The organism is Myroides sp. WP-1 (genome assembly GCF_014145635.1).
Lineage (GTDB): Bacteria > Bacteroidota > Bacteroidia > Flavobacteriales > Flavobacteriaceae > Flavobacterium.
In genome coordinates, this window is sequence record NZ_JACHTC010000005.1 from 230,046 (window position 1) to 255,240 (window position 25,195).

20 protein-coding genes and 6 tRNA genes are annotated in these 25,195 nt (G+C 35.5%); 8 read left to right on the top strand and 18 right to left on the bottom strand.

Features of this window, described 5'->3' with window-relative positions; all coding sequences use genetic code 11:
- Positions 1–15: 15 nt before the first annotated feature.
- Entirely contained in the window at positions 16–2,214 is a 2,199-nt protein-coding gene (locus tag H4K33_RS07490; RefSeq protein WP_182647839.1) for a radical SAM protein, read from the bottom strand.
- Positions 2,215–2,451: 237 nt separating this feature from the next.
- Between H4K33_RS07490 and H4K33_RS07495 the strand changes: the two genes are divergently transcribed.
- Both H4K33_RS07495 and bshC read left to right on the top strand, forming a co-directional pair.
- Positions 2,452–4,260, top strand: coding sequence for a gliding motility-associated C-terminal domain-containing protein (locus H4K33_RS07495; protein ID WP_255493605.1), 1,809 nt, complete (start codon positions 2,452–2,454; stop codon positions 4,258–4,260).
- Between the two features lie 102 nt (positions 4,261–4,362).
- A complete protein-coding gene (gene bshC, locus H4K33_RS07500) occupies positions 4,363–5,952 on the top strand; it encodes a bacillithiol biosynthesis cysteine-adding enzyme BshC (protein ID WP_182647841.1) in 1,590 nt (529 codons plus the stop codon).
- A gap of 32 nt (positions 5,953–5,984) precedes the next feature.
- Here bshC and H4K33_RS07505 read toward each other — a convergent pair whose 3' ends face one another.
- The 5 genes from H4K33_RS07505 to porU all read right to left on the bottom strand — a co-directional run bounded on the left by H4K33_RS07505 (position 5,985) and on the right by porU (position 13,780).
- Complete coding sequence (locus H4K33_RS07505) at positions 5,985–6,404, bottom strand: GNAT family N-acetyltransferase (RefSeq protein WP_182647842.1); 420 nt, start codon at positions 6,402–6,404, stop codon at positions 5,985–5,987.
- 165 nt (positions 6,405–6,569) lie between these two features.
- Positions 6,570–7,961, bottom strand: coding sequence for a hemolysin family protein (locus tag H4K33_RS07510; RefSeq protein WP_182647843.1), 1,392 nt, complete (start codon positions 7,959–7,961; stop codon positions 6,570–6,572).
- A gap of 220 nt (positions 7,962–8,181) precedes the next feature.
- Positions 8,182–8,664, bottom strand: a complete 483-nt coding sequence (locus tag H4K33_RS07515) for a cytidine deaminase (protein ID WP_182647844.1) — start codon at positions 8,662–8,664, stop codon at positions 8,182–8,184.
- 85 nt (positions 8,665–8,749) lie between these two features.
- Positions 8,750–9,892 carry a type IX secretion system outer membrane channel protein PorV gene (gene porV, locus H4K33_RS07520; RefSeq protein ID WP_182647845.1) on the bottom strand — a complete coding sequence of 381 codons (1,143 nt, stop codon included), beginning with the start codon at positions 9,890–9,892 and terminating at the stop codon, positions 8,750–8,752.
- Positions 9,893–9,931: 39 nt separating this feature from the next.
- Positions 9,932–13,780, bottom strand: coding sequence for a type IX secretion system sortase PorU (porU, locus tag H4K33_RS07525; protein ID WP_255493606.1), 3,849 nt, complete (start codon positions 13,778–13,780; stop codon positions 9,932–9,934).
- 205 nt (positions 13,781–13,985) lie between these two features.
- Between porU and gldJ the strand changes: the two genes are divergently transcribed.
- The 4 genes from gldJ (at position 13,986) to H4K33_RS07545 (ending at position 17,772) form a co-directional block, all read left to right on the top strand.
- Positions 13,986–15,512 carry a gliding motility lipoprotein GldJ gene (gldJ, locus tag H4K33_RS07530; protein ID WP_182647847.1) on the top strand — a complete coding sequence of 509 codons (1,527 nt, stop codon included), beginning with the start codon at positions 13,986–13,988 and terminating at the stop codon, positions 15,510–15,512.
- A gap of 69 nt (positions 15,513–15,581) precedes the next feature.
- Positions 15,582–16,886, top strand: a complete 1,305-nt coding sequence (murF, locus tag H4K33_RS07535; protein WP_182647848.1) for a UDP-N-acetylmuramoyl-tripeptide--D-alanyl-D-alanine ligase — start codon at positions 15,582–15,584, stop codon at positions 16,884–16,886.
- 55 nt (positions 16,887–16,941) lie between these two features.
- Positions 16,942–17,400, top strand: coding sequence for an NUDIX hydrolase (locus H4K33_RS07540; protein WP_182647849.1), 459 nt, complete (start codon positions 16,942–16,944; stop codon positions 17,398–17,400).
- Positions 17,401–17,469: 69 nt separating this feature from the next.
- Complete coding sequence (locus H4K33_RS07545; protein WP_182647850.1) at positions 17,470–17,772, top strand: hypothetical protein; 303 nt, start codon at positions 17,470–17,472, stop codon at positions 17,770–17,772.
- Between the two features lie 172 nt (positions 17,773–17,944).
- On the opposite strand, the gene H4K33_RS07550 is transcribed toward H4K33_RS07545, so the two are convergent.
- The 7 genes from H4K33_RS07550 to H4K33_RS07580 form a co-directional block, all read right to left on the bottom strand.
- Positions 17,945–18,685, bottom strand: a complete 741-nt coding sequence (locus tag H4K33_RS07550; protein ID WP_182647851.1) for a hypothetical protein — start codon at positions 18,683–18,685, stop codon at positions 17,945–17,947.
- Positions 18,686–19,227: 542 nt separating this feature from the next.
- A tRNA-Leu gene (locus H4K33_RS07555) sits at positions 19,228–19,309 on the bottom strand.
- A 92-nt stretch (positions 19,310–19,401) separates the two neighbouring features.
- Positions 19,402–19,474 (bottom strand) — tRNA-Lys (locus H4K33_RS07560).
- Positions 19,475–19,518: 44 nt separating this feature from the next.
- Positions 19,519–19,591 (bottom strand) — tRNA-Lys (locus H4K33_RS07565).
- Between the two features lie 40 nt (positions 19,592–19,631).
- Positions 19,632–19,704 (bottom strand) — tRNA-Lys (locus H4K33_RS07570).
- A gap of 44 nt (positions 19,705–19,748) precedes the next feature.
- Positions 19,749–19,821, bottom strand: a tRNA-Lys gene (locus H4K33_RS07575).
- A gap of 35 nt (positions 19,822–19,856) precedes the next feature.
- Positions 19,857–19,929: transfer RNA gene (locus H4K33_RS07580), tRNA-Lys, on the bottom strand.
- A 138-nt stretch (positions 19,930–20,067) separates the two neighbouring features.
- Here H4K33_RS07580 and H4K33_RS07585 point away from each other — a divergent pair.
- Positions 20,068–20,589 (top strand): shikimate kinase, encoded by a 522-nt coding sequence (locus H4K33_RS07585; RefSeq protein ID WP_182647852.1) that lies wholly within the window; start codon positions 20,068–20,070, stop codon positions 20,587–20,589.
- On the opposite strand, the gene H4K33_RS07590 is transcribed toward H4K33_RS07585, so the two are convergent.
- The 3 genes from H4K33_RS07590 to H4K33_RS07600 are packed head-to-tail and all read right to left on the bottom strand — an operon-like array spanning position 20,586 to position 22,040.
- Positions 20,586–21,083, bottom strand: coding sequence for a phosphoribosyltransferase family protein (locus H4K33_RS07590; RefSeq protein WP_182647853.1), 498 nt, complete (start codon positions 21,081–21,083; stop codon positions 20,586–20,588). The genes H4K33_RS07585 and H4K33_RS07590 overlap by 4 nt on opposite strands.
- On the bottom strand, positions 21,080–21,670 hold the full coding sequence (locus H4K33_RS07595; RefSeq protein WP_220485302.1) for a methyltransferase domain-containing protein: 591 nt from the start codon (positions 21,668–21,670) through the stop codon (positions 21,080–21,082). The genes H4K33_RS07590 and H4K33_RS07595 overlap by 4 nt, the downstream gene beginning before the upstream one ends.
- Positions 21,651–22,040, bottom strand: a complete 390-nt coding sequence (locus H4K33_RS07600) for an RNA-binding S4 domain-containing protein (RefSeq protein ID WP_182647854.1) — start codon at positions 22,038–22,040, stop codon at positions 21,651–21,653. The genes H4K33_RS07595 and H4K33_RS07600 overlap by 20 nt, the downstream gene beginning before the upstream one ends.
- An 82-nt stretch (positions 22,041–22,122) precedes the next feature.
- On the opposite strand from H4K33_RS07600, the gene H4K33_RS07605 reads away from it, so the two are divergent.
- Positions 22,123–23,214: a hypothetical protein gene (locus H4K33_RS07605; protein WP_182647855.1), complete on the top strand. Its 1,092-nt coding sequence runs from the start codon at positions 22,123–22,125 to the stop codon at positions 23,212–23,214.
- Positions 23,215–23,347: 133 nt separating this feature from the next.
- Here H4K33_RS07605 and H4K33_RS07610 read toward each other — a convergent pair whose 3' ends face one another.
- The gene (locus H4K33_RS07610; protein WP_182647856.1) at positions 23,348–24,310 is read right to left on the bottom strand and encodes a transketolase family protein; all 963 of its coding nucleotides are present in this window, start codon (positions 24,308–24,310) and stop codon (positions 23,348–23,350) included.
- Between the two features lie 21 nt (positions 24,311–24,331).
- A complete protein-coding gene (locus tag H4K33_RS07615; protein ID WP_182647857.1) occupies positions 24,332–25,183 on the bottom strand; it encodes a transketolase in 852 nt (283 codons plus the stop codon).
- Positions 25,184–25,195: the final 12 nt, after the last annotated feature.

Consider the following 25,195-nt stretch of genomic DNA (forward strand, 5'->3'; position numbering starts at 1 on the left):
AAAACTATAATTTACTTACACCACAAGTAAAGCCATTTCTCGCAATTGCTGTACTGGCTTTGAGTACCAAAACAATTCAAAGTCAGTAGGGCAAGTCGCTTCAAAACTCGTTTTCATCTCTTGATACGTTTTAGTTTGCGTTGTACTTCCTTTTAACTCTTCAATAAAAGTGGTAAACCAATCTCCTTCTTCTCGATCCAAGCTTATTGTAATGGTATCATTCTTGGTATAAAAAATCAAGTTAACCATTTTAAAAACATTTCCTTTTTTCTTTTTCTCAAAATATTCTTTGTATGGGTATGTACCCAACCAGATAATCTTTTGATTGCCCCTATACGTTGGCAACAATTCACTTTCTAAACAAGACGCTATATAATCTGGGCGAATAGAGGTACGCGGAACTTTAAAATCGAACCATTCATTCAGTGGCCAATCCAAACACATTCCATGCATGAAATTGAACAAAGATTTTTTTAATCCGAAAGAAAATTTATCGTGAATAGCGCCATTCATTTCAACATGTGGTACATCGTTATTAGCAAAAGCACTTGTTTCTTGTTTCTGTGCAATAACTTTATACTCCTCTGGATTCATTCCCACAGGAGAGTGGGCTGTCATAGCAAATTGATGCCAAAAACCAGATTGCATAATACCCGCTTCAAACAACTGACGAACCATCTCTAAGCTATCAATCGTTTCTTGAGCAGTTTGTGTCGGAAAACCATACATCAAATACGCATGCACTAAGATACCTGCTTCTGTAAAATTTCGATTAACACGGGCAACTTGTTCTACGGTAACCCCCTTTTCAATCAGTTTGAGTAAACGATCAGAGGCTACTTCTAATCCTCCCGATACAGCAATACATCCAGATGCTTTTAACAACAAGCACAAATCACGAGTAAAACTTTTCTCAAAGCGAATATTCGTCCACCAAGACACCGTAAGTTTTCGTCGGATAATTTCAAGTGCCACCTCACGCATTAATGCTGGTGGGGCCGCTTCATCAACAAAATGGAATCCTGTTTCACCTGTTTGCTCCACTAAAGTTTCCATTCGATCAACAATTAATTTAGCCGCAACAGGCTCATATACCTTAATATAATCTAAGCTGATATCACAAAAAGTACATTTTCCCCAATAACAACCGTGTGCCATGGTTAATTTATTCCAACGTCCATCACTCCACATGCGATGCATCGGATTGACTACCTCTATTACAGAAATATAATCATTGAGTTTAAGATCTGTATAATCTGGTGTTCCTACCTCCGCTTGCTTATAATCGCGCTTTAATGGATTATTGATATAAACTACTTCACCATTTGCACACACAAACGTTCGCTTTAGCTCTGCTTGGCTGATTTTTCCTTCCACATGGAGAATTAAATTTTCTAGAGGTGCTTCTCCGTCATCTAACGTAATAAAATCGAAAAATTCAAAAACTCTCGCATCACTTAAAGAACGTAATTCAGTGTTGGGATATCCACCTCCCATAGTAATCTTTATCTCTGGATGGTTTTTCCTAATCCATTGCGCACAGCGAAAAGCACTGTATAAATTTCCTGGAAACGGTACGGAAAACCCTACAATCTTAGGATTTGAATGCGCTATAATCGGAGCTAAAAGTTCGATAGTTAATTCATCTATAAACGTCAAAGGTTGGTGCAATGATTCATACAATTCATCAAACGTATGAGCCGATCGCCCCAATCGCTCTGCATAACGACTAAATCCAAAATGAGGATCAATTGTATCGACAATTAAATCGGCAATATCCTCTAAGTACAGCGTTGCTAAATGCTTGGCTTGATCTTGGATTCCCATAGAACCAAAAGCCCATTCTAACTCTTCCAGCTGATCAAATCGAGATGCCCTTGGCAAAAAATCTTCTTTGATAATGGTATGAGCAAAAGTGGGATTCTTCCCTTGCAAAAACTTAATTACAGCATCAATAGTTGCGATATACTCCGTTTCTAAAGCCAACATTCGATGAGTATTGCCATTCACTTCTTCTACAACCGCATGAATATGGTCAAACAAGCGCGTTAGTCCCTTTTTGCTAAACAAGCGTATAATAACTTCAATCCCCAAATCACTGTGGTAACTGGAGATATTTAGCGTATTCAAAAAACCCTTGATGTAAGCAGTTGCAGGATAAGGTGTATTCAACTGGGTAAAGGGCGGAGTAATTAAAGTAATTGTCGTTTGCACGGTTCAAAATTTGATAAACAAAATTACCTACAATTTTTCAGTATAAATAATATTTTAAAAAAATCTAACTCAAACGCTAATTTTAAGTTAAAATTAAGTTATATTTACTATCATGTCACTTAAAATAAAATTCATATGAGAAAATTTTATCTACTAATATTATTAATTTGCTCTAATTTAATATATTCTCAAAGAATAAATCCTGAAGATATAACAAACTTATGTTCAAATGAAAATATGCCCGGAGAAACTCCTTCAAACTCTAATTATACAGACTTAAGAACCTCTTGTGGCCCTTTTAATCCTTTGTCTAGTTCGCTTGTTTTATATTATGTCGAAATAGAATCAGGTTCCACTTTTACCTTTAGAATTAGTCCTAATGCAGCTGTTGATTACGACTTTGCTTCTTGGAAAAACCCTAATCTTGACAACTTAGGCCCTGCCGATCGAGGATCTCAAAACGATGGTGTCAATGCGGGTCAGTACGACATTGGTTTATCCATGACAGAAACAATGTTATGTGAAATTCCTGGGGCAACTATAGCTGCTGGAACAACAGCTACAGTACCAGGCTTTGTAAGATATTACGATGTACAACCTGGTGATGGAATTTTAATTGCCGTCAATCGTTGGTCTGATACAGATGCAGGGTTTACGATCTCTTTTGATGGAGATGCAAATGCAATACTTAACTGTGACTTTACAGAAAAAACATATGAACAATGTGACATAAACTACGATGGTAAAGAAATTTTCGATTTAAACAAAATTAAAAGAGATATTAATAATACTGATCAATCGTTTATCATAGACTTCTTTCAAACTGAGGCCGAAGCAAAGAATCCAAATGCCACTGCTACACTACCCTCTCCTTATACGGTAAATATAGAAGAAAGTCCCAAGAAAATTTACGCTCGCTTTAAAAGATCAAACGGCAACTATCTTAAATCCCTTTTAATTAACCTAGTCATAAATGAAACTCCTAAAAAACCTATAGAGCCGTTAAAATATGAATTGTGCTATGAAGAAATTAAAAACAACAAAAAGGCTGCTACTTTCGACTTAACCAAATTTGAAGATGAATTAAATAAAAATAATATTGGTACAATTGAGTTTTCTTATCTTGAACCTGATACGGACACCCTTAAATTAATCAGTACCCCTCAAGCCTATAACTCTATATCTCAAACGATTACTATACGAATGACTATTAACGAAAAATGTCCTGTAGACATTCCGTTACAACTAATTGTCAATGAAATTGATTTAAAGACTACCTCCTTTACGTACTCAGAATTTTGTGCTACAGAAACAGAAACAGGACTACGCTATGACTTAACACAAACCATTCAATCATTAATAGGTAATAAAGATCTAACCAAATACAACGTCGAGTTTTTTAGATCAACTCTAGATGCAGTAAATGGAACAAATTCCATAGACGATCCTGCCAACTATCTCGTAGCTTACCACGAAGAACAATATCTCTCAGTTAAAATAACAGATCAAAATACTTGTTCACTTTTATCTGAAATCCGTTTGCATGCCATTCCGCGATTTAAAATAGACGATCAGCTCAACACTGAATGTGAACCTTATAAACTACCAGAATTACCTGAGGGTTATACCTATTATTTAGAAGCGAATGGTCAAGGAAAAACACTCGAAGCAAATACACCTGAAAGTACTTTCTATGGCCCAAAAACGATTTACATCCACGCGATGAAACCATATGATGCACCAGAGCTAAACAACTGTTCTTTTGAGGACAGTTTTACTATCACAACAGAAGGTTGTTTTATTCCGAAGGGAATTTCACCTAACGGAGATCAAATCAATGACGCATGGGATTTAACACCATATGGTGTAATTAACTTGAAGATTTACAACCGATATGGCATTGAAGTATACAAAAAAACAGGTGGCTATACCAATGAATGGCAAGGTCAATCCAATGGTAGTAAAAAATTACCAAGTGGAACGTATTGGTATTACTTTGAAGGGCTTACCGGAGTTTATACAGGTTGGATCGAATTAATATATTAATATTTGAAATAAAACCGTATTTTTACTATACTTAAAAAGTTTTACTATCATCTTAGTAAAACTTTTTTTTTAAAACAAACTTTATAATTGACCTAGTGTCTTATGACTATACCTACTATTACATTTCAAAATTCCGGTTATTTCTCTAAATTAATGGTTGATTACCTCAACCAAAAGGAAGATTTAAAACCGCTATATAATCTTTTTCCTACTTTGGAAAATTTCAAACCTCAGTTACAAGCCAAAAAACAACATTTTTCCAAAGAAAAGCGTCGCATCTTACACGATGCCTTGGTAGACCAGTATAAGATCATTCAACCTTCGGCTGCAACACAACAAAATATTGCGTTACTGCAAGACGATCATACCTTTACAATTACAACAGGACATCAACTCAATTTATTTACAGGTCCGCTGTATTTTCTTTATAAAATTGTTTCGACTATCAATCTAACTGTTACGTTAAAACAACACTATCCCGAATACAATTTTGTACCGGTATATTGGATGGCTACGGAGGATCATGATTTTGAAGAAATCAATCACTTCTACTTTCAGGATAAGAAAATCTGTTGGGACAAAGAAAGTACAGGCCCTGTTGGTCGATTGAGTACTGCAGGGTTAGAGCAAGTTTTTGACGTATTCAAAGGGCAACTCAATGCGGGAATAAACGCCAAGAAACTCAAAGAACTCTTTGAAACGAGTTATTTGAAACACGATAATTTAGCCGATGCAACGAGATATTTAGCAAATGCTTTGTTTGAATCACATGGCTTAGTCATTGTGGATGGAGATCACCCGCAATTGAAGAAAGTATTTGCGCCATCGATGCAACAAGAATTACTAGAGCAAAATGCCATTCAAGAAGTAGAAAAATCCTACAATATTTTACAGCGCTATTTTATTCAAGTAACGCCAAGAGATATCAACTTATTCTACATCCAAGATAAACTGCGCGAGCGAATTATTTGGGAAGATAATTGTTATAGAATAAACAATACCTCTATTTCCTTTACACGAGAAGAAATCCTGTCTGAACTAGAAAATCATCCTGAAAATTTTAGTCCAAATGTGATCCTACGTCCGTTGTATCAGGAGACGATTTTACCTAATCTATGCTATATTGGTGGAGGGGGAGAACTAGCCTATTGGCTGCAGTTAAAATCCGTTTTCGATTTACATCAAGTAGATTTTCCCATGTTATTATTGCGAAATTCCGTTCTACTTGCCACTGAAAAACAAGTAAAAAAAATGGATAAACTGCAACTTTCTTGGCAAGATATGTTTACTTCTGCTGAGGAATTACTTCACCGCAAATCCATCGAATTTTCGGATGTTTCCTTTGACTTTAAGACACAACGACAAGTATTACAAGAACAGTTTGATGCATTAAGAAATATTGCCAAACAAACCGATGCTTCCTTTATTGGAGCTGTTAATGCGCAAGAAAAAAAGCAAATCAAAGGACTTGATCATTTAGAGAAGCGCTTACTAAAGGCAGAAAAGAAAAAAAACAAAGCCATGTTAGACCGTATTATGGCTATTCAACTAGAGCTCTTTCCTAAAAATAGTTTACAAGAGCGCTATTTCAATTTTGCTCAATTTTATCAAGAAGCAGGAGATGAATTATTACACAAACTGTTTAATCAGTTACAACCTTTAGAACAAGATTTCGATATTATCGAATTATAACATAAAAGGAGCGAATTTACTTCGCTCCTTTTTTACTGTTTTTTAGTGTATCCCATTCCTCTTGAAGCGGGCCAAACTTCTTTAAATCCGTATTGCTCATACAAGCGATAAGCCTCTCCGTCAGCAATTAGATTGATATAGCATGACGTTGGAATATTCGCTTGAATAAAATCATCCAATTTACTCATGATCAGCTTACCCAATCCTCGCTTTTGGTGCTCAGGTAAGACACAAATATCTACTATTTGGCAATGGCAAGCTCCATCCCCTACTAATCGTCCCATTCCCACTACTTCCTTGTTCTTTTCAGTATCAACAATAGCCACACAACAAAGAGAATTACGCAACCCGATCGCTGCAGCTTCGACTGCTTTAGAAGATAACCCTGATTCTACACGTAGCCTACAATAGGTTTGTACATCAATCATCTGATATAAGGCTTGATATCTCATTTTTATTTGAATTTGTTATTAAAAATCCCTTTCTTGATTTTTTGTTTAAGTTTTCTCCTATTCGCATTTAAACGAAAAAGCACTGTACAAAAAAACGAAAAAATAACGGACAAAAAAAGGCAGCCCTAAGACTGCCTTTTTTTGTGTTGTATATTCTTTTGTCGATTAGCTTTGTGCTATATCTTCCAAATGCTCTTCTTTAAGTGTTAGTTTAACCTTTTCTACAGAGTTTCGATACATATTCATCACTTCTCCAGTATAGTGGTCTAATTCGATTAAATCGCCTTCTTTTAATTCTTCATCAGGACAAACTTCACTGATCAGTCCTGCAAGTGTATCATAATGTTCACTTTCTTCGAATTTAAAAGGCAACCATCTATTGATATCAGAGATATTTGAGTGAGCATCTACCATGTAAACTCCATCTCCAATCGGAACAACAATTGGTTCTTCGTTGTCGTATTCATCCTGAATCTCACCTACTAATTCTTCTAAGATATCTTCCATGGTAATGATTCCCGTGAACTCTCCTACTTCGTTCGTTGCAATTGCCATCTGTAAGTGTTTCGCCTGAAACTGTTTCAGAACATTCTTAATCAAGGCATTTTCTGAGATATAAATCGGTTCACGCATTAAAGAAGCTAAAGAAACATCTTCTTTTTCTTTGATCATCGCTTTCATCAAATCTTTGGTATAAATTACCCCTTTGATATCGTCTAATGAATCATCGTAAACAGGAAATCGAGAATATCCTTCCGTAATTGCATAATCAATTGCTTCTTTTACGCTTGTATTTATTTCTATTGCAGAAACGTTTTTACGCAGCGTTTGAATATTATTTACGCGTCTATCGTCAAATTCGAAAACATTTTGAATCAACATGCGTTCTGTCTCTTCAATTGCTCCACCAGCTTGACTTTCGGTAATAATCATTTTTAATTCTTCTTCAGTATGTATATCTGCACCGTGTATTGGAGTAATTCCAAACATACGCAAAATACCATTTGCTAATCCATTCATCAACCAAATAATTGGTTTGAAAACAAAATAAAACACGCGCAAAGGCAAAGCAATAGAGAATGTTGTTTTTGTAGGGAAATGGATGGCTATCGATTTAGGAGCTAATTCTCCAAATACAATATGCAAAATTGTAATGATGGCAAATGCCAAGGGGAATGATACACTTTTTGCGATAGAATACCATTCTGGACCTGTCATCCCAAACAATTCAAAAACTTTCATGATAACAGGAGTCAATGAACTTTCTCCAACCCAACCTAATCCTAGTGAAGCTAAAGTAATACCTAATTGTGTTGCCGCTAAATAAGCGTCTAAATTTGTTACAATATTTTTCGCAACACCGGCTACTTTAGAATTTAACTCCTGATGTACTTCTATCTGAGAAGTTCTAACTTTTACAATTGCGAATTCCGCCGCAACGAAAAATCCATTTAGGAATACTAAGAATAACGTAAGCAATAACTTACCAATTGAAATTTCTTCGGGAACAATATTAACGCTAGCTAATATTGTGATGATCTGGGGGTATGTGTCCATTTTATAAATTCAAAAGGTCCGTGTTCAACTTTTTTAAGGACCTATAAGCGAAGTTTTAGTTTCATCGCCATTTCATATCAAAATTAATAATTTATTTGATATAATTTCAAGGTTAACACTCGTTTTTTTTTCTACAAGCAATTAACTATAAATCAACGAAGTAAATAAGCTCTTTTTTGTATTCATTTACTCAGTACTTGTGCTTCTAATCTCGCTTTTATCACATTGATTTAGCATCAAAATGAAAGGGTAACATGTTAATTAAAGAGGGAGAATAACATACAACTCCTTCTGCTCCCATGAAAAACATCTCGATAGGTTGTGCTTGTTTAACTTCATATTCAAGGATACTTTGTCTGCAAGCTCCACAAGGTGGAATCGGGTGATTAGTCAACTTTAGATCAGAGGCTGCAGAAATAGCAATTTTGAGAATTCGCTTTCCTGGGTGTAATGCACCTGCTTGAAAAATTGCAGTACGCTCTGCGCATAATCCAGAAGGAAACGCGGCATTTTCTTGATTAGAACCTAAAACAATTGTTCCATCTTCTAACAACAAGGCAGCTCCCACGCGAAATTGAGAATAAGGGGCATAGGCGTTTTTTCTTATTTCAACCGCTTGTGTCATCAACACTTGATCTTGTGCATCCAAAGCCGACATTGATTCGTATTCAATAAAGGTCGTTACAACTTCTACTTTCTTCATAACTCAAACAATTAGAGATAAAAAATCCAAACTCGTTTTTAGATTCAACGGTTTGGATTTGTGTACAAATATAATACTTTTCTGTTTATCCTTTGTGATAAGTCTTTCTTCCTAAGTCAAGACTCAATGAAAAACGCAAGGTATTTTCTAGTGGATTATTAATTTTAGATGTAGAGAACAAGTAGGATAAATCTACTGTAATAGCGCTGTATTTGAATCCAGCTCCCAAAGTAGCATACTGTCTAGCTCCTTTGTTTTTATTCTCATTGAAATAACCCGCACGGAAAGCGAATACATTGTCATACCAGTACTCTGCTCCAAATGACCAAGCGATTTCTTTCATTTCTTCGCTCATTCCTCCAGGGGCATCACCGAAAGATTTAAATACACCTTTGAACCATCCGATGTCATTGTATTTACGCATCTCTTCTGGATCTGTAATATTCTTTGGCGGAGTTGGTACAAGTAATTTATTAAACTCAGTTGTAATGGTCAACGTATTGTAATCGTCTAAAATAAAATCAAAACCACCTCCTAATTTTAAATTCGCAGGTAAGAAGTCACCATTAGGTCTATCGCTATAGCTAATTTTTGGACCTAAATTTTGAAAGTTAAAACCGAATCTCCAACGGCCATCGAAATCAGTAAACGAAAGACGTTCAGACTGATAGAATCCCGAGATATCAACTGCAAATGTGCTTGCACTTCCGTTATCTCCATCTCCAGTATCGGGTAATTTTAAGTTTGAATTGATAAAACGCCCCGTAACTGCCATACCGAATCGCTCACTTAACTTCAAAGCATAAGAAGCATCAATAGCAAATTCACTAGGTTTGTACGTTGATCCAATACTATTAAAATCTTGTCTGTAGGTTACCTCTCCCATACCAAAATAACGAAAGCCAATACCAAAGGCACTTCTTTCATTATACTTATTGTAGTAGTTTAACTGAGCAAGTGACATATCACTTGATATCTTAGACATATACGGTGTATAACTTAAAGCTACACCTTGATCTTTCTTTGCAAAAGCGTATTTTGAAGCGTTATGTTGTTGTGAAAAAACATCTGTTGTGGTAGCTACTCCCATGTCTCCCATACCCGCTGATCTCGCATCAGCTGCAATTGTAAGAAAAGGAACTCCTGTTGTAATCGGATGCATATCGGTCTGCGCATACAAGGCAGATCCACCAAGTATAGATAAAACTAATGCTGTAATATTTTTCATCCAGTTGTGTTTATAAAATTATACAAATATAATTGTTTCCTAAAGTATAACTAATTTTTCTATTTTTTCGACTTTTTTTCCTGTCTGGGTAGAACGCACTGTCATGCGATAAATATAAACCCCTTTACCTATTCTATCACCAAAATCATCGCGCCCATCCCATTGGATGTCTCGGCACAAATTGCTCTCTGTTACAACCTGTTGGTTGATTGTCTTTACAATTCGACCCGCGATTGTCATAATTTGAACCTGAACATCTAAGGGTTCAAGCGGTCGGTTATGTGTAAACCAAAACTCTGTATAATTAACGAAGGGATTAGGATAATTGAGAACATGTTCAATCTTTAACACCTCATCTTGCTGAACTAAAAATTGCAATTCGGTCGTAGATAAATTATTATACACATCCCAAACCTTAAATTGGATTGTATGTAATCCAGGTTCTACATCTTTTAATTGATAGGTAACCTTTCCCTTTCTAAAATTATCCACTTCAGTTTCGTAATAATCATTGAGTATAACTACCTGATCCTCTTTATCGTCAATCGTTATCGCAATATCATGCCCAATACCGCTTGCCGTATTAATTCCACTCTCGTCTTCTACAAACGCAAGAAAGATTGGATTATTGTTTGTCAATCCTCCCGACACAAAAGATTCGCTATCCATATAAAGTCGGGCTAATGGAGGAGTTGTATCCTTAGGTGCATTCTCATTTAATCCGCCAATCACTAAATCCCCATTGCTCCCAGTATATTCTATTTCTTTATTAGAAGAGTAAAAACTCACTTTCCCTTTACCTTCATTTAATCGAATATCTTTAGGCATGATAAAATCAAAGGAGAATGTTCCATTTTTAACACTTGCATTTCCTCTAAAAACGACCTCTCCCAAAGTTTGAAAATCCATGATCATCAGTCCTTCATTACTTGTTATATTATCATTTCCCAGCGTCTTTTTATCTAAATATTTATCAAATATTTCAACTGCCAAATTACCATTAAACGCCTGTACCAGGTTGTTTTGCTCATCTTGTATCTCGCCTTTCATCTGAACGTAGTCTAGCGCTTTTACTGGTTCTTGTTGCGTTTGGCTGACCTCTTCATCATTCACTTTAGCCAATATTACCTTTAATTGAGGGAGTGCAATTTTTAAAGCAGGATCTCCAATAAAAGAAACCACATTTTTATCTCTATTAGTATAATTGTTTTTCGTGTGTCGAAGTGCATCAGCTATTGAATAAGTTGTAGGGTGCTCAAAAAACAAATCGGTAAACGTTCGATTTAAAAGTCGTCCTATCTCAATACCTATTTCACGAGTTGTTCCAATTAAAGCAATTGCACCACCTTTATTATTTAAATAGAGTACTTCACCTCCGCTCGTATAATTGGGATCGTCAAATCGGCTAAACTCACACGTAATAATAGAAAAAACAGGATACTTATTTTCGTTACTCAATTTCTTAGCATCTTCAATAGTAAATACGCGTTCTTGTGATAGTCCATCTTCTCCACCATGTCCTAAATAATTAACGAATAAAGCTCCTTTATCTATAGCTTCTAAAAAATCTATTCTCGCTTGTGGGTATCGATTTCCTCCTGCTGCTGTCTCTTGTACATACGAATCTAAATAAATTTTCTTCGCATTAAAAAATGGGTTTCTAGCTGTAATCCGATTAACAATCGTATCCGTTTCAACCTGTAAGACATAATCTGAGGCTTTATCCACATCATCTGCCATGGCAACAATATTATTTTTCCATCTTCCTTTAGATTCATCACCATAATACGCCTTTATTTTTTGTACCGCTTGATTGGCTTCTTCTATGTTCTTTACCAACATACGCCCTATCGTTACATCAATACCAAAAACTAAATTGTACATATCTCCTTCTCCTTCGTCTAATAAACCATAATAATCGTCAGACATAAAAGTCGTGTACATCGAAAAATTAGAATTGCTATTTTGCGCTTTTTTATTTTTACTCATTCCATAGTGTAACGGAACGATATTTGCATTTTGATCCACGCGTTGTTTATAGTCGTAAGAACCTGTTCCCATGATATTGACATAGCGCAACTCTTTCCCTTTTTGTTGCATATTTTCAGAAACATATCGAACAAAATTTCGAATTGCTGCTCCGTCTTGTTGGCCAGAAGAGAACTCATTATACAGCTGTTCTACTGATACAACCAAAGGATTTAGTTTACTGTTTTGACGGTGAAATTGTGCGAGTTGCTGTGCTGCTGGTACTAGAGCTTCACTAGTAAGAATAAGATAATCTACGACAGCTTGCGCATGGACTATCCCTTTCAAATCCTGATTGCGCACTCGGCTATTACTCACCATCTTTGGGGTGTAATAATCTGATGGCACCTCAACCTGATAATATTGAGTGGTCCCCCCTTGTGATTTAAAGCTAAACTGAGATTGATTGCCTACTGAAATTGCGCGGATTGCCGTTACATCAGTAACATCCCAAATGCGATTCACTTGAGAAGTACCAGTAAAATCCCAACGAACAACGCCATCTATTGTTTTGGTCCTTGCGTTAGAAAAGCGATATTGTTTATTTCCACCTTGCAAAGATCCCGTATAGAGAAATTCAATATAATCCAAATATCCCGTAGAGTTGGGTACTCCTCCATTTTGATAGGTCAATTGCACTTCTGCAAATGGAGAACTCAGATATTCTACTTGTTCTAAAAAACTCTCATAGCCTTTGGTTGTAGCACTTCGAATCGGAAAAAAAGAAACTCCACCTACATGCTTATTATTAATTGTAAAAGAAAAAGAAGTGTTTCCGTAAGAACTTGAAGCTGTATTCACTCCAAAAGTTACGGGTAAACTAGTTTTTAGATGTAACAACTCAAGGGTAAAACTCTTTTGATTGACCAATCCGAATTCTTCTCCAAACCATTTTCTACCTAACTTTCCAATATTTACTAAATCTTGCTCATGAAAAACACGACCGTCAAATTCCGTTAGAATTTCTATTTCTCTTCCAGAAGGTTGAACAAAATTTGAAATTCGCAATCCTTGCTGTTGGCCATATGTTAAAAAGTACGTCGCTTCTTCAGCATATACATTTAAATACGTTAAGCTATCATCATTCCATTGATCTACCCCTACTGCATAGAACAGAATATAATCATCTGCCTCTAATCTTCCTTTTTCTTCTCCCTGTACATATATACTATTTTCTTGCAGATCCACAGGATAATCAGCCTGATTTACAAGGGGAAGCATCTGTCCACCTGTTCCATAAATCTGAATTGTACGTGGATCTACCGATTGAGGAACCCCTAATTGAGTAAGAAAGTTTCGATCTAATTTGTAAATTCCTGTTTTTTGAATCCCAAATTTGAACCAATTTCCTTGTTTTAAAACCGATTGAGTTGTTGTATTTCGTCCATTAGTGAAAGAATGCGACTTAATTGTTCCCGTCGTTTGGCGATTATCCATGCGATATGACAAACTTTTCACGCGTTTTAATCGACCATTTTCATATATAATAGGTGAGAAATAAACAAAAGTTTGCGGTTGATTAGCACTATAAGCTGTTTTTACGTGAATCTTTACCTCCCCTTCATATCTTTTTTTCTGATCATTTGAGAGTAAATTGCCGTCTAAATCTTCGTAAGAAACGTGTTCAATCAGTACATTATTAATAAAACCAATTGGAATATTTTCTTCTTGAACGGAGTAAATTAACTTATTATTAACATTTTCAAATGTTAAATTTTTATCTATTTTGGTCACGTCAAAATCTGAAGAGAACAGTGCTTGTTCTACTAATTTATTATCCCATTGAAACTCGAATCGTTTAGATTGGGAAAAAAGAGTAAAGCAAGTAAGAATCAGTAGTGTATTAATAATTAATTTCATATATATTTGCATGAGGAAGATTTGTTCCTAGGCAAAAATAATTATTTTTTCCATATACAATACGCTTCAAAAAAAAGCGTTATTTAGGTAATGATAATCATTTTGAAACACAAAAATTAAGTTTTTTTTAAAATATTCACAGCAAGCATATTGCTAATTAATCGTTAATTCTTATATTGCGTCAAATTATTTACCCGTTTTTAACATGAAGATTAATAGACTTATGACTTTACAACTGGTTGCTGGCCTACTAGCTACAGTTGGTTTAACGAGTTGCAGTAACACAAATAATGGAGTTTCTTCTGCTACTGGTTGGAAAATAAATGATAAAAAAGGAGGCTTTCAGTACAACACGAATTTTGAACAGCAGAATCCTAAGGGTATGGTATCCATTGAAGGGGGTGCTTTTACAATGGGAAGAGTACAAGATGACATCATGGCTGATTGGAATAACAATCCTAAACAACAGTATGTCCAATCTTTTTATTTAGATGAAGCCGAAACAACTAACATCGCGTATAACGAATACTTATACTGGTTGAAAAGTGTTTTCCCTCCAACAAATCAAGTGTATGCTGAAATTTACAAAAGTGCATTACCTGACACAACAGTTTGGAGAAGTGGCTCTGGTTTCAATGAGACACTTATTTCTAGCTACTTAAGACATCCTGCTTACGCTAACTACCCTGTAGTTGGAGTAACATGGCTACAAGCTAATGATTACGCGAAATGGAGAACAGACCGTGTAAACGAATTGACATTAGAAAGAGCTGGATATCTTAAAAAAGATGCTAAAATTATGGAAGCGTATGCTGACGCACATTTTAGTACAGAAACTTATTTGGCAAATCCAGAAGCTGTTTACGGTGGAAATAGCGATATCGTATTCCGTGGAGTAAAAAATAAAGCGAAAGATGGCGAAAAGAATCTTTATGCTACAATGAATTATGGTCTTTTCACAGCTGAATACCGTCTACCAACTGAGGCAGAATGGGAATATGCAGCTATTGGAATGGCAGGAACAAGAGAATACAACAACTATCAAGGTAGAAAAACATATCCTTGGGAAAATCCTACGAAAAAAGGAACAAAAGGACGTAACAATACGTTAAAATCTCAGTATGCAAACTTCAAACAAGGTCGTGGAGATTATGGAGGAATTGCAGGTTGGGCTACAGATAATGCTGACATTACTAATGCAGTAAAATCATATGCTCCAAACGATTTCGGTTTATATGACATGGCTGGTAACGTTGCAGAATGGGTTGCTGACGTATACGATCCTCAAATTGATCAAATCGATACAGATTTTAACTTCTTTAAAGGAAACATCTATTACAAAAATCAAATTGGTCCTGACGGAAAACCACAAATTGTAACAGACCAAACCGTACAATTTGACACTTTATCTAATGGACGTTTGAGACTTCGCAATTTACCTGGACAAGTAGCTCAAGTATCTTATGATGCTGACACAAATACGGCGTTAGGAGAAAATGCAGAAGAAATGGTTGAAACTTCAGCTAGAAACAAAAAAAACAACAAAGTTGCTAATATTTACAACGATAAAAGTCGTGTAATTAAAGGTGGTTCTTGGAAAGACAGAGCGTACTGGTTAGATCCAGCTACAAGAAGATTCTATCCAGAAGATCAAGCAACAGACTATATCGGATTCCGTTTGGCAATGACTAAAGTAGGTCAAAAACAAGTAATCCGCAAAACGAAAAACTAATAGAATATAACGTTATATTTCTTTTAAAAGTCCTAATTTTAATTAGGACTTTTTTTTTACTTTTGATTTATGAATATACAAGAATTATACAGCTGTTTCTTAGAAGCTAACGGCATATCAATCGATACGAGAAATATTACACCTGACAGTCTTTTCTTCGCCTTAAAAGGTGATAATTTTGACGCAAATGAATTTGCTCAAGAAGCCTTGAACAAAGGTGCACGTTATGTGATTATGGATAATCCTAAACTCGTTACAGATCGCGACAAGATGTTTCTTGTACCCAATGCCCTTCTTGCACTGCAACAATTAGCGAATTACCACAGACAGCAACTAGGACTTCCCATCATTGCCTTAACTGGTAGTAATGGCAAAACAACAACGAAAGAGTTAATCAAATCCGTTTTAAGTCAAAAATACAACGTCAAAGCTACGCAAGGAAACTACAACAATCACATTGGAGTTCCGTTAACCTTACTTCAATTTGACGATGAAACAGATATCGGTATCGTAGAAATGGGAGCCAACCACCTCAACGAAATCGCTTTTTTATGCACCATTGCACAACCTGATTATGGGTATATCACCAATTTTGGCAAAGCTCACCTCGAGGGGTTTGGCGGATTTGAAGGAGTGATAAAAGGCAAAAGTGAACTATATGACTACCTAGAAGACAATCACAAAATGGCATTTGTCAACGCTGATGACCCAAGACAAGACGCAAAAACCATGACCTTTTCTAGATTTACTTTTGGTTCAAAAGAAACAGAAGCTAACGCAACAATAGAAATTATAGAGAATACCGAATTAGCAACAATACAAGTTGGAGACCAACGTATTACCTCTCATTTAACAGGACAATACAACGCAATAAACATGGCAGCTGCAGTAGCAATTGGACAGTATTTTGGTGTGAGTCTGGCAGAAGCAAATCAGGCGATTCAAAATTACATACCGACGAACAATCGCTCCCAATGGATCAAACAAGCTCCCTATACAATCTTGCTAGACGCTTACAATGCCAATCCTTCAAGTATGGAACTTTCCGTTGCTAATTTTAATCAATTAGCTGCTACTACCCCTAAAATTTACATTTTAGGCGATATGTTTGAATTAGGTACAGCTAGTGAAAAAGAACACCTCAACATCGTGAAACAAGTAGAAGAAACACAACACGACCAAGCCTTCTTCCTAGGAAGAGAATTTGGTAAAGTCAAAGCTTCAGCTACGTCAACAACAAGTGTATTCTACGATACACTTGCCGATTTCTTTGCACAATATCCAACAATTGAAGAATTTTTAGCCAATAAGACCGTTTTAATCAAAGGCTCAAGAGGAATGGCTTTAGAAAAAATCATTTCTTTTTTAAAATAATATATAGGCTGAATACTAATTCAGCCTTTTTTTGTAATCCCCTAACAACAAAAAAATGCAAGAAAAAGTTTACCCTAACGCAATACCTACTGTAGATATTGCTGTAATTCGAATCAACCCAGACCAAACCTATTCCCTTCTTTTAGGCAAAAAAGAACACGAACCAAAATGGCGTTTCGTTGGCGGATTTGTAGACGCTGATGATTTTAGCTATGAAACAGCAGCTGTAAGAGAGTTATTCGAAGAAACGAATATCTCAGCTACTCCAGAAGAGATCGTATATACAGGCTCCATTAAAATAGACGATCCGCGCTACCGCAACCACAAAGACAAGATTATTACGCATCTGTATGTTTTAGAAATTCCTTTCTCAACAAGTAATATTCAACCCAAAGATGACATCAAGGCGTTACAATGGTTTCCCTTAGCGCAATTTTCAAAGGAAGATATCATGGAAGTACATCATCCGATTGTCGATTTGTTTGCTAAATTCATAGAAAGTAAATTAAGATAAACGTTGATATTCCCAAATTTAAAAGCGTATCTTCTCTCTAATCATAACATCTACTAACAACTAAAAACCATGTCAAAAATCACCATTAAACGCAGTGCAGAATTTTCTAACAAAGCTCGAAAAATAGCACTTTATCTAGGTGAAGAAAAAATTGGAACGATAAAAGATGGAGAAACAAAAGAATTTGAAATCCAACCAGGTCAACATACGCTTACAGCAAAAATTGACTGGTGTAGATCCAACCATCTTCCCATAACTATAGGTCAAGACGAAATGTTGTTTTTCAACTTGAAAGGCACAAGTCCTTTCCTTGCGATTTATTACATAACATTTGGAAAAAACAAGTATCTAAAATTAGAACCGAAACAATGAATTGAGAAAATCGAAAGTATAATGTTTCTTATTGCTATTTGTTTTTCATTAGCGTAGAGAATATCTATCTAGCAATAAAACCAATATTTGTCAATAATTTGTTTTTATAAAAAAGCCTATCATTATAAATGAAAGGCTTTTTTACTTTAAAAATTCATTAACAAACTAGTTACTAAATTTCAAATACTTTAAATACAATAGAAGACGTATTCATGTATGCAGAAACCATATAGTTTCGTCCTCCATCAACAAATTTCAAATAATCTTTAACTGAATCAGTACTCCTTATTGTAGAACAAATTTCTCTAGATTCCTTATTATAGATTAATTCATGTCCAAAAAAACTATCATTCATTCCCATTGTTGCCCATGGATAACTAAGTCCTGAAGTGCTATCAAAATCATGCTGTATAGGTATTTTAACTTGGCCCATAAGCCCATTTCCAGTATATACTTCTATGAAATACAATTTCCCTCTTTTTGCTATTTCAGATGTATCAACTAAACCGCCGAAATATGGTGTATTCGCAAAATAAAATATATGGGGTCCCAACGAACTAACTCCTGGATGATAAACAGAAACAGATGAGGTATGAGAAACTACATCAAAAGGATTAACATCTATTCCACTTGCTGGAACAAATAAACCAAAAGGATTATAACCATAATTAATATTATAAGCATAACCAAAATATGGCACAATCTTTATATTTAAATCGGTTGTATTTGAAAACATATAGGTAATACTATCCTCTTCTAAATAACCTGTATTATGATTATAAGGAGAATTATACACTATAGTATTATCTACTGTTTTACCTTCTTTTTCTGATTGATAATTTCCCACGAAACCATCTTCTTTCGAACAAGAAAAAAGCACCAAGGCGAAGCCTACTAATAAAATTTTTTTCATACTTAACGGATTGGATTATTGTTATTTAACTAAAATTAACAATCTAAAATTAATTATACATACAGTTAAACTACACTATTTGTTAACCTCGTTTGTTTTCAGACATCAATTCACTTCTTTCAAATCCTTCGTCATATAGGTGATTTTTGTAGATCTTTTTTTTTCGTGCTCTAAAAAAAAAGATTTAAACTTAACAATTCCATTAGAATATTTGTTGTCGCTAGTATTAAGCCAGTCTATAGTATAACATATTAGAATACAGGTTACAGCAATCACATTAAACACAAAGATGTTTCACGCCCAAACACCAATAAATAACTTCATGCAAGATTTTTAAAATTACATTAACAAACAACCTCTTCACACATGGAAAAATTAAACTAGGGTTTCTATAATAAAACACGATAATTAGCAAGGGATTTTTTTCGTGAAGAGGATAAAAAGCGATAATAAGAGCTACATTCACGATAAGCAAACCGTGATAACTCATAACCGATAACTAAAAAAAGCGCAAACAACAACTTGTTATTTGCGCTTTTTTGTGACCGAAATGGGACTCGAACCCATACGTCTTGCGACACCACCCCCTCAAGATGGCGAGTCTACCAATTCCTCCACCCGGCCGTGAATGGATAAATATAATTCTTTTTTTATTTCTATAGAAGAAGAAATACGCAAAGAATTAAAAAAAGCCATTCGATTAGGAATAGCTTTTGTGACCCGACTGGGGCTCGAACCCAGGACCCCAACATTAAAAGTGTTGTGCTCTACCAACTGAGCTATCGAGTCGTTACTAATGTAACTTGTATGTGCATTTTATATATAAAAGAAAGTGACCCGACTGGGGCTCGAACCCAGGACCCCAACATTAAAAGTGTTGTGCTCTACCAACTGAGCTATCGAGTCTAATCAATTATAAATTGTATGTCTTTTTTTTATAAAATAGTGACCCGACTGGGGCTCGAACCCAGGACCCCAACATTAAAAGTGTTGTGCTCTACCAACTGAGCTATCGAGTCATTACAATTCATTGAATTGCGATGTATTTTATAAAAAGTTTTTGTGACCCGACTGGGGCTCGAACCCAGGACCCCAACATTAAAAGTGTTGTGCTCTACCAACTGAGCTATCGAGTCATTGCAATCTTAGAATTGTATTTTATTAGAATTTGTGACCCGACTGGGGCTCGAACCCAGGACCCCAACATTAAAAGTGTTGTGCTCTACCAACTGAGCTATCGAGTCTAATCAATTCCTGATTGCGGGTGCAAATATAGAATGTTTTTTTTAAAAAACATCATGTTTTTGTTTTATTTTTGTCAACAACATCCCTGAAAAACAGGGTATTTTTGCATAACTCACTATTTTACAACCCCTTATTTTATGGAAAAAATTATTATTTTAGGTTATATGGGTGCTGGAAAATCGACAATTGCTCAACAATTGGCGCAAGAACTTCATCTTCCATGCTATGATCTTGATCTTGAAATCGAAAAACAGCAACAACAAAAAATCAGCACTATTTTTTCTACCAAAGGTGAAGTGTTTTTTAGAAAACTCGAACATCAACTTTTACATCAACTGATCAACAAAGAAGAAAAGTCTATTATCAGCCTTGGTGGAGGTACCCCTTGTTATGCAAACAACCATTTGGTTCTCCAGTTAGAACAAGTACAATCCTTCTATCTCAAAGCATCTATCTCCACACTTACTGAACGATTAGAAAAAGAAAAAGAGCATCGTCCGATGTTGCAAATCAACACAGAAGATACTCTTGAAACTTTTATTGCCAAACACCTCTTTGATCGCAGCTATTTTTACTATCAAGCTAAACACATTGTTACCGTAGATGATAAATCGATCAATCAAGTTGTACATGACATTCGAACTGTGCTTAACTACTAGCTCAAATAGGCGTATTCATCCTCTTCAGTAAAAACAACCTGAATGTGTTCTAACAGTGAAGTAGATAAAGACAACCCTTTATAATCCGCTTTAATGGGATAGGTCTTGTGGTTTCTATCAATTAAGACTGCCGTCTTCATTTTCTTAACAGGGACATTTAAAAAATGTTTTACCCCGTAAATGAGGGTAGCTCCAGAATTCAATACATCATCCACCAAAATAATAGCTTTCCCTGTGTATTCATCTGGTGTTAGTGAAGTGCGAATCGGATTGATTGGATTAGCCTTGTCAATTTGAACCTCACATAACTTCACCTCAATCTCAGCAATTTCACTCAATACTTTAGCTATTTTTTGTGCAAACGTAAAACCACTATTAGCAACACCTGCAATCACAATTTCTTGCTCTTCAGAAAATGTTTCATAAATCTGATACGCAATGCGTTTGGTTTTAAACCCAATTTGTTCTTTATTTAAAATGATTTTTTTAGTCATATCTTCTTCTTTAGTATAATAAACAATTCTCTATTTTGCCTTGGTTTGATTGAATTATAGGCTCGTTCCATCACCTCAATAGTAAAATACGGTTCAAACAGCTGCCTGTATTCTTGTTCATTCCCTCCAAAAGGCGGTGCATCTTGTGCAAAAACAGTATCGAATAATACGCCTACTAGTTTTCCATGGGGCTGTAATAACGCGTGCATTTGCTCTACATAAGCTTTTCTTTTTTCAATAGGAAGAGAACAAAAAAACGTTTGTTCCAGAATCAAATCATAAGTTCCTTTATGCTCAAAGAAATCTCCAACAACGACATGATCTACAGGAAAATCCTCTTGTTCTTTTGCTGTTTCTTCAAAGGCAACAGCCGTAAAATCCAATCCGATGCTATGGCAAAATCCTCGGCGGTGTAAATACAACAATTCATGTCCATGTCCAAGACCTGGGACGAGAATTTGAGCATTCAACGTAGTGAGCTGATCAATATATTCTTTCAAAGGTGTTGTAATGGCTTTTGCATTCCAAGTGTCCTCTTGTTTAGTGTATCGATCCTCCCAATAGTTTTTATTCAATATCTTCGTCATACTCATCATTATCAAGGTATCCGTCAATATCTCTTCGATCTTTTTTCGTTGGCCTTCCCGTTCCTTTTGCGCGATAATACTCCTTCGTCTGACGCAATAAATCTAAATGTTCAAAAGCTTCGGCTGGTGTTTCATCTTTGCGATAAATGTCCACTAGCTTTGCTCCTACCCTATTTTGAGGTACATCCAACACCGTTAATCTATAGACAATTTGATCTTTTCTCAGCGTGATTTTATCCGTAGGAAAAACTTCGCGTGAAGGTTTTACGGTTTGCCCATTTACTGTAATATGTCCTTTTTTACACGCTTCTGTTGCTATGTTTCTGGTTTTGTAATACCGTACACACCACAAGTATTTATCAATACGCATAATTAAATATTAAAATTCTTCATTAATCAAGACAAAAATAAAGTAAAATTGTATCTTGCACTACTAAAATAACTCAAAAATAATGAATAGACTATTTTCTATTTTAGGTATCCTAACTCTTACTATTACAGGTATTAGCTGTAATAAAAGCGATAATTCTGACGGTTTTACCCCAGAACCCATCAAGGATTCTAAAGAAGTATACTTAAAGAACAGAGATTCCATCATTAAGTATTTAAAAAACAACTATATGATTGAGCGCAATGGCGTCATTACTTTTGACAGTCTTACTAGCTCGAATCACACCAATGAAAAAGCTGTTTTTTACGATAGTCGTTTAGACTCTATTGTTGTTTCCAATGAAGACTATGCTGCATTCGCTTTACAAGATCCTTATGATCGTACGAAAGTAGTTTACAAATATTCAAAGTCTGCAGACACTGTTAAATACAAAGTGTACTACATGGTGCTTAATGAAGGACAAGGGCAAAAGAGTTCTCCTGTTGACTCTATCTTCGTTAAGCGAAATAGTTTCAACTTAAAAAATCAACGCATTACATCAAATAATCACCCAACAACTGGTGGATTCTATTCATTTCCACATACGGTTGCTGAGTTGAAAGGAACAGTACCTTCTCCATTGCGTATGCACACCGGAGAGCGTCAAATGCTAAAATTCATCAAAACAGCATTGAATTCAGGAATCAATCCTGATGGAACAATTTCGTATGACGAAACCACAGCTGGACGTATCCTTGTTTTTATTCCTTCTGGAATCGGACAATTTAATTCAGGTTACGATAAGTTAAAAGCATACGAACCTTACATTTCTGACATAACCTTAGTTAGCAACTTCGAAAGAGACCACGATCTAGATGGTATTCCGTCTAAATACGAAGTCAAACCAGAAAAAATAGGTACCGAACTAACCATTCACGACTATTTTGATTTAGATACCAATAAAGATGCGGTACCTAATTTCTTAGATATTGATGATGATGGAGATGGAGTACCAACGCTCATTGAGTTACAATACAAAGACGCTAATGGCAAAATCAAGCATTATAAATATGATGCTCCTGAATTAAAAACGTGTACAGGCACACCGCGCTATCTTGACAATACATGTAAACCTTATATGGTTGATGGTGAATGGGTTTGGCCTACAAAATAAAAAACAAAATTGGGAGATTTTATCTCCAGTTTAAAATAAAAAAAGCAGTATAGATTACTGCTTTTTTTTATTTCAATAAACAACCACATAAAAAAAGAAGAGCAAGCTCTCCTTTTTTTATATTGATCTACTATTATCTCTTAAATTTTCTGTTGATTGCTAACTCTGCTTTTTCAACAATATTAGTTGCTTTTAGACCGTATTTCTCCATTAATTCATCTGGAGTACCTGATTCACCAAAAGTATCCTGTACGGCAACGAATTCTTGTGGTAATGGACTATTTAAAGCAAGTACACGTGCAACGCTTTCTCCTAATCCTCCTAAGAAGTTGTGCTCTTCTGCCGTAACTACGCATCCTGTTTTAGCCACAGAACGCAAAATAGCTTCTTCATCGAGCGGTTTAATCGTATGAATATTGATTACTTCTGCAGAGATTCCTTTTCCTTCAAGTGTTTCGGCAGCCAATAATGCTTCCCAAACTAAATGACCTGTTGCAATAATCGTCACATCTTTTCCTTCTTGTAAAAGAACTGCTTTTCCGATTTCAAACTTTTCATTCTCTGGCATGAAATTAGGAACTACAGGGCGTCCAAAACGCAAGTAAACGGGCCCATCATAGTCTGCAATAGCTAATGTTGCAGCTTTAGTCTGATTGTAATCACAAGTATTGATTACTGTCATACCAGGCAACATTTTCATCAAACCAATATCTTCTAAAATTTGGTGCGTTGCTCCATCTTCGCCAAGTGTTAATCCGGCATGAGATGCACAAATTTTTACGTTTTTCTCTGAATAAGCAACTGATTGACGAATTTGATCATATACACGACCTGTTGAGAAATTGGCAAAAGTACCTGTAAATGGAATTTTTCCACCTATTGTCATACCTGCTGCAATTCCGATCATATTCGCTTCTGCAATTCCTACTTGAAAGAAACGCTCAGGATGATTCTTTTTAAAATCGTCCATTTTCAATGAACCGATCAAGTCAGCACATAAGGCTACTACGTTTTCATTTTTTTGTCCTAATTCTGTAAGTCCAGCTCCAAAACCTGAACGCGTATCTTTACTTCCTGTATTTGTATATTTTTTCATGATAATTCTAAAGTCAATAGATTAATAATCTCCAAATGAAGTTTCTGGATTTTGTTTTAACGCTTCTTCTAACTGCGCATCATTCGGTGCTTTTCCATGCCATGCATGTGTACCCATCATAAAATCTACTCCATTCCCCATTTCTGTGTATAACAATACACAAACTGGTTTTCCTTGTTTAGTTAAAGCTTTAGCTTGTTCGTATCCTTTTAGAATAGCGTCTATTGAATTTCCTTCTTTGATTTCGATTACCGTCCAATCAAATGCTTCAAACTTAGCTCTCATTGATCCTAAATTCAATACTGCATCTGTTGGTCCATCAATTTGTTTACCGTTTAAATCTACTGTCGCAATTAAGTTATCTACTTTATTCGCCGAAGCGTACATCATTGCTTCCCAATTTTGACCTTCTTGAAGTTCACCATCTCCTAGCAGTACGTAAACTAAATGATTATCTTGGTTTAATTTCTTCGCTTGAGCCGCTCCAATTCCTACAGATAACCCTTGTCCTAAAGATCCTGAGGCCATGCGTACACCTGGTAATTTATCATGTGTACAAGGATGCCCCTGTAATCTAGTGTTTAACTTTCTGAATGTAGCTAATTCTGCTACTGGAAAATATCCACTACGAGCTAATACACTGTAAAATACAGGAGAAATATGTCCATTTGATAGGAAGAAAAGATCTTCGCCTTCTCCGTCCATTGAAAATGTTTCTTTGCGATCCATGATCGACTGATATAAAGACACTAGGTATTCAGCACACCCTAATGAACCTCCTGGATGTCCAGAATTCACCGCATGTACCATTCTAAGAATATCTCTTCTTACTTGTGTAGTTAACTCCGTTAGTTGTTGTGTGTTCGGTTTCATTATTTCGACAAT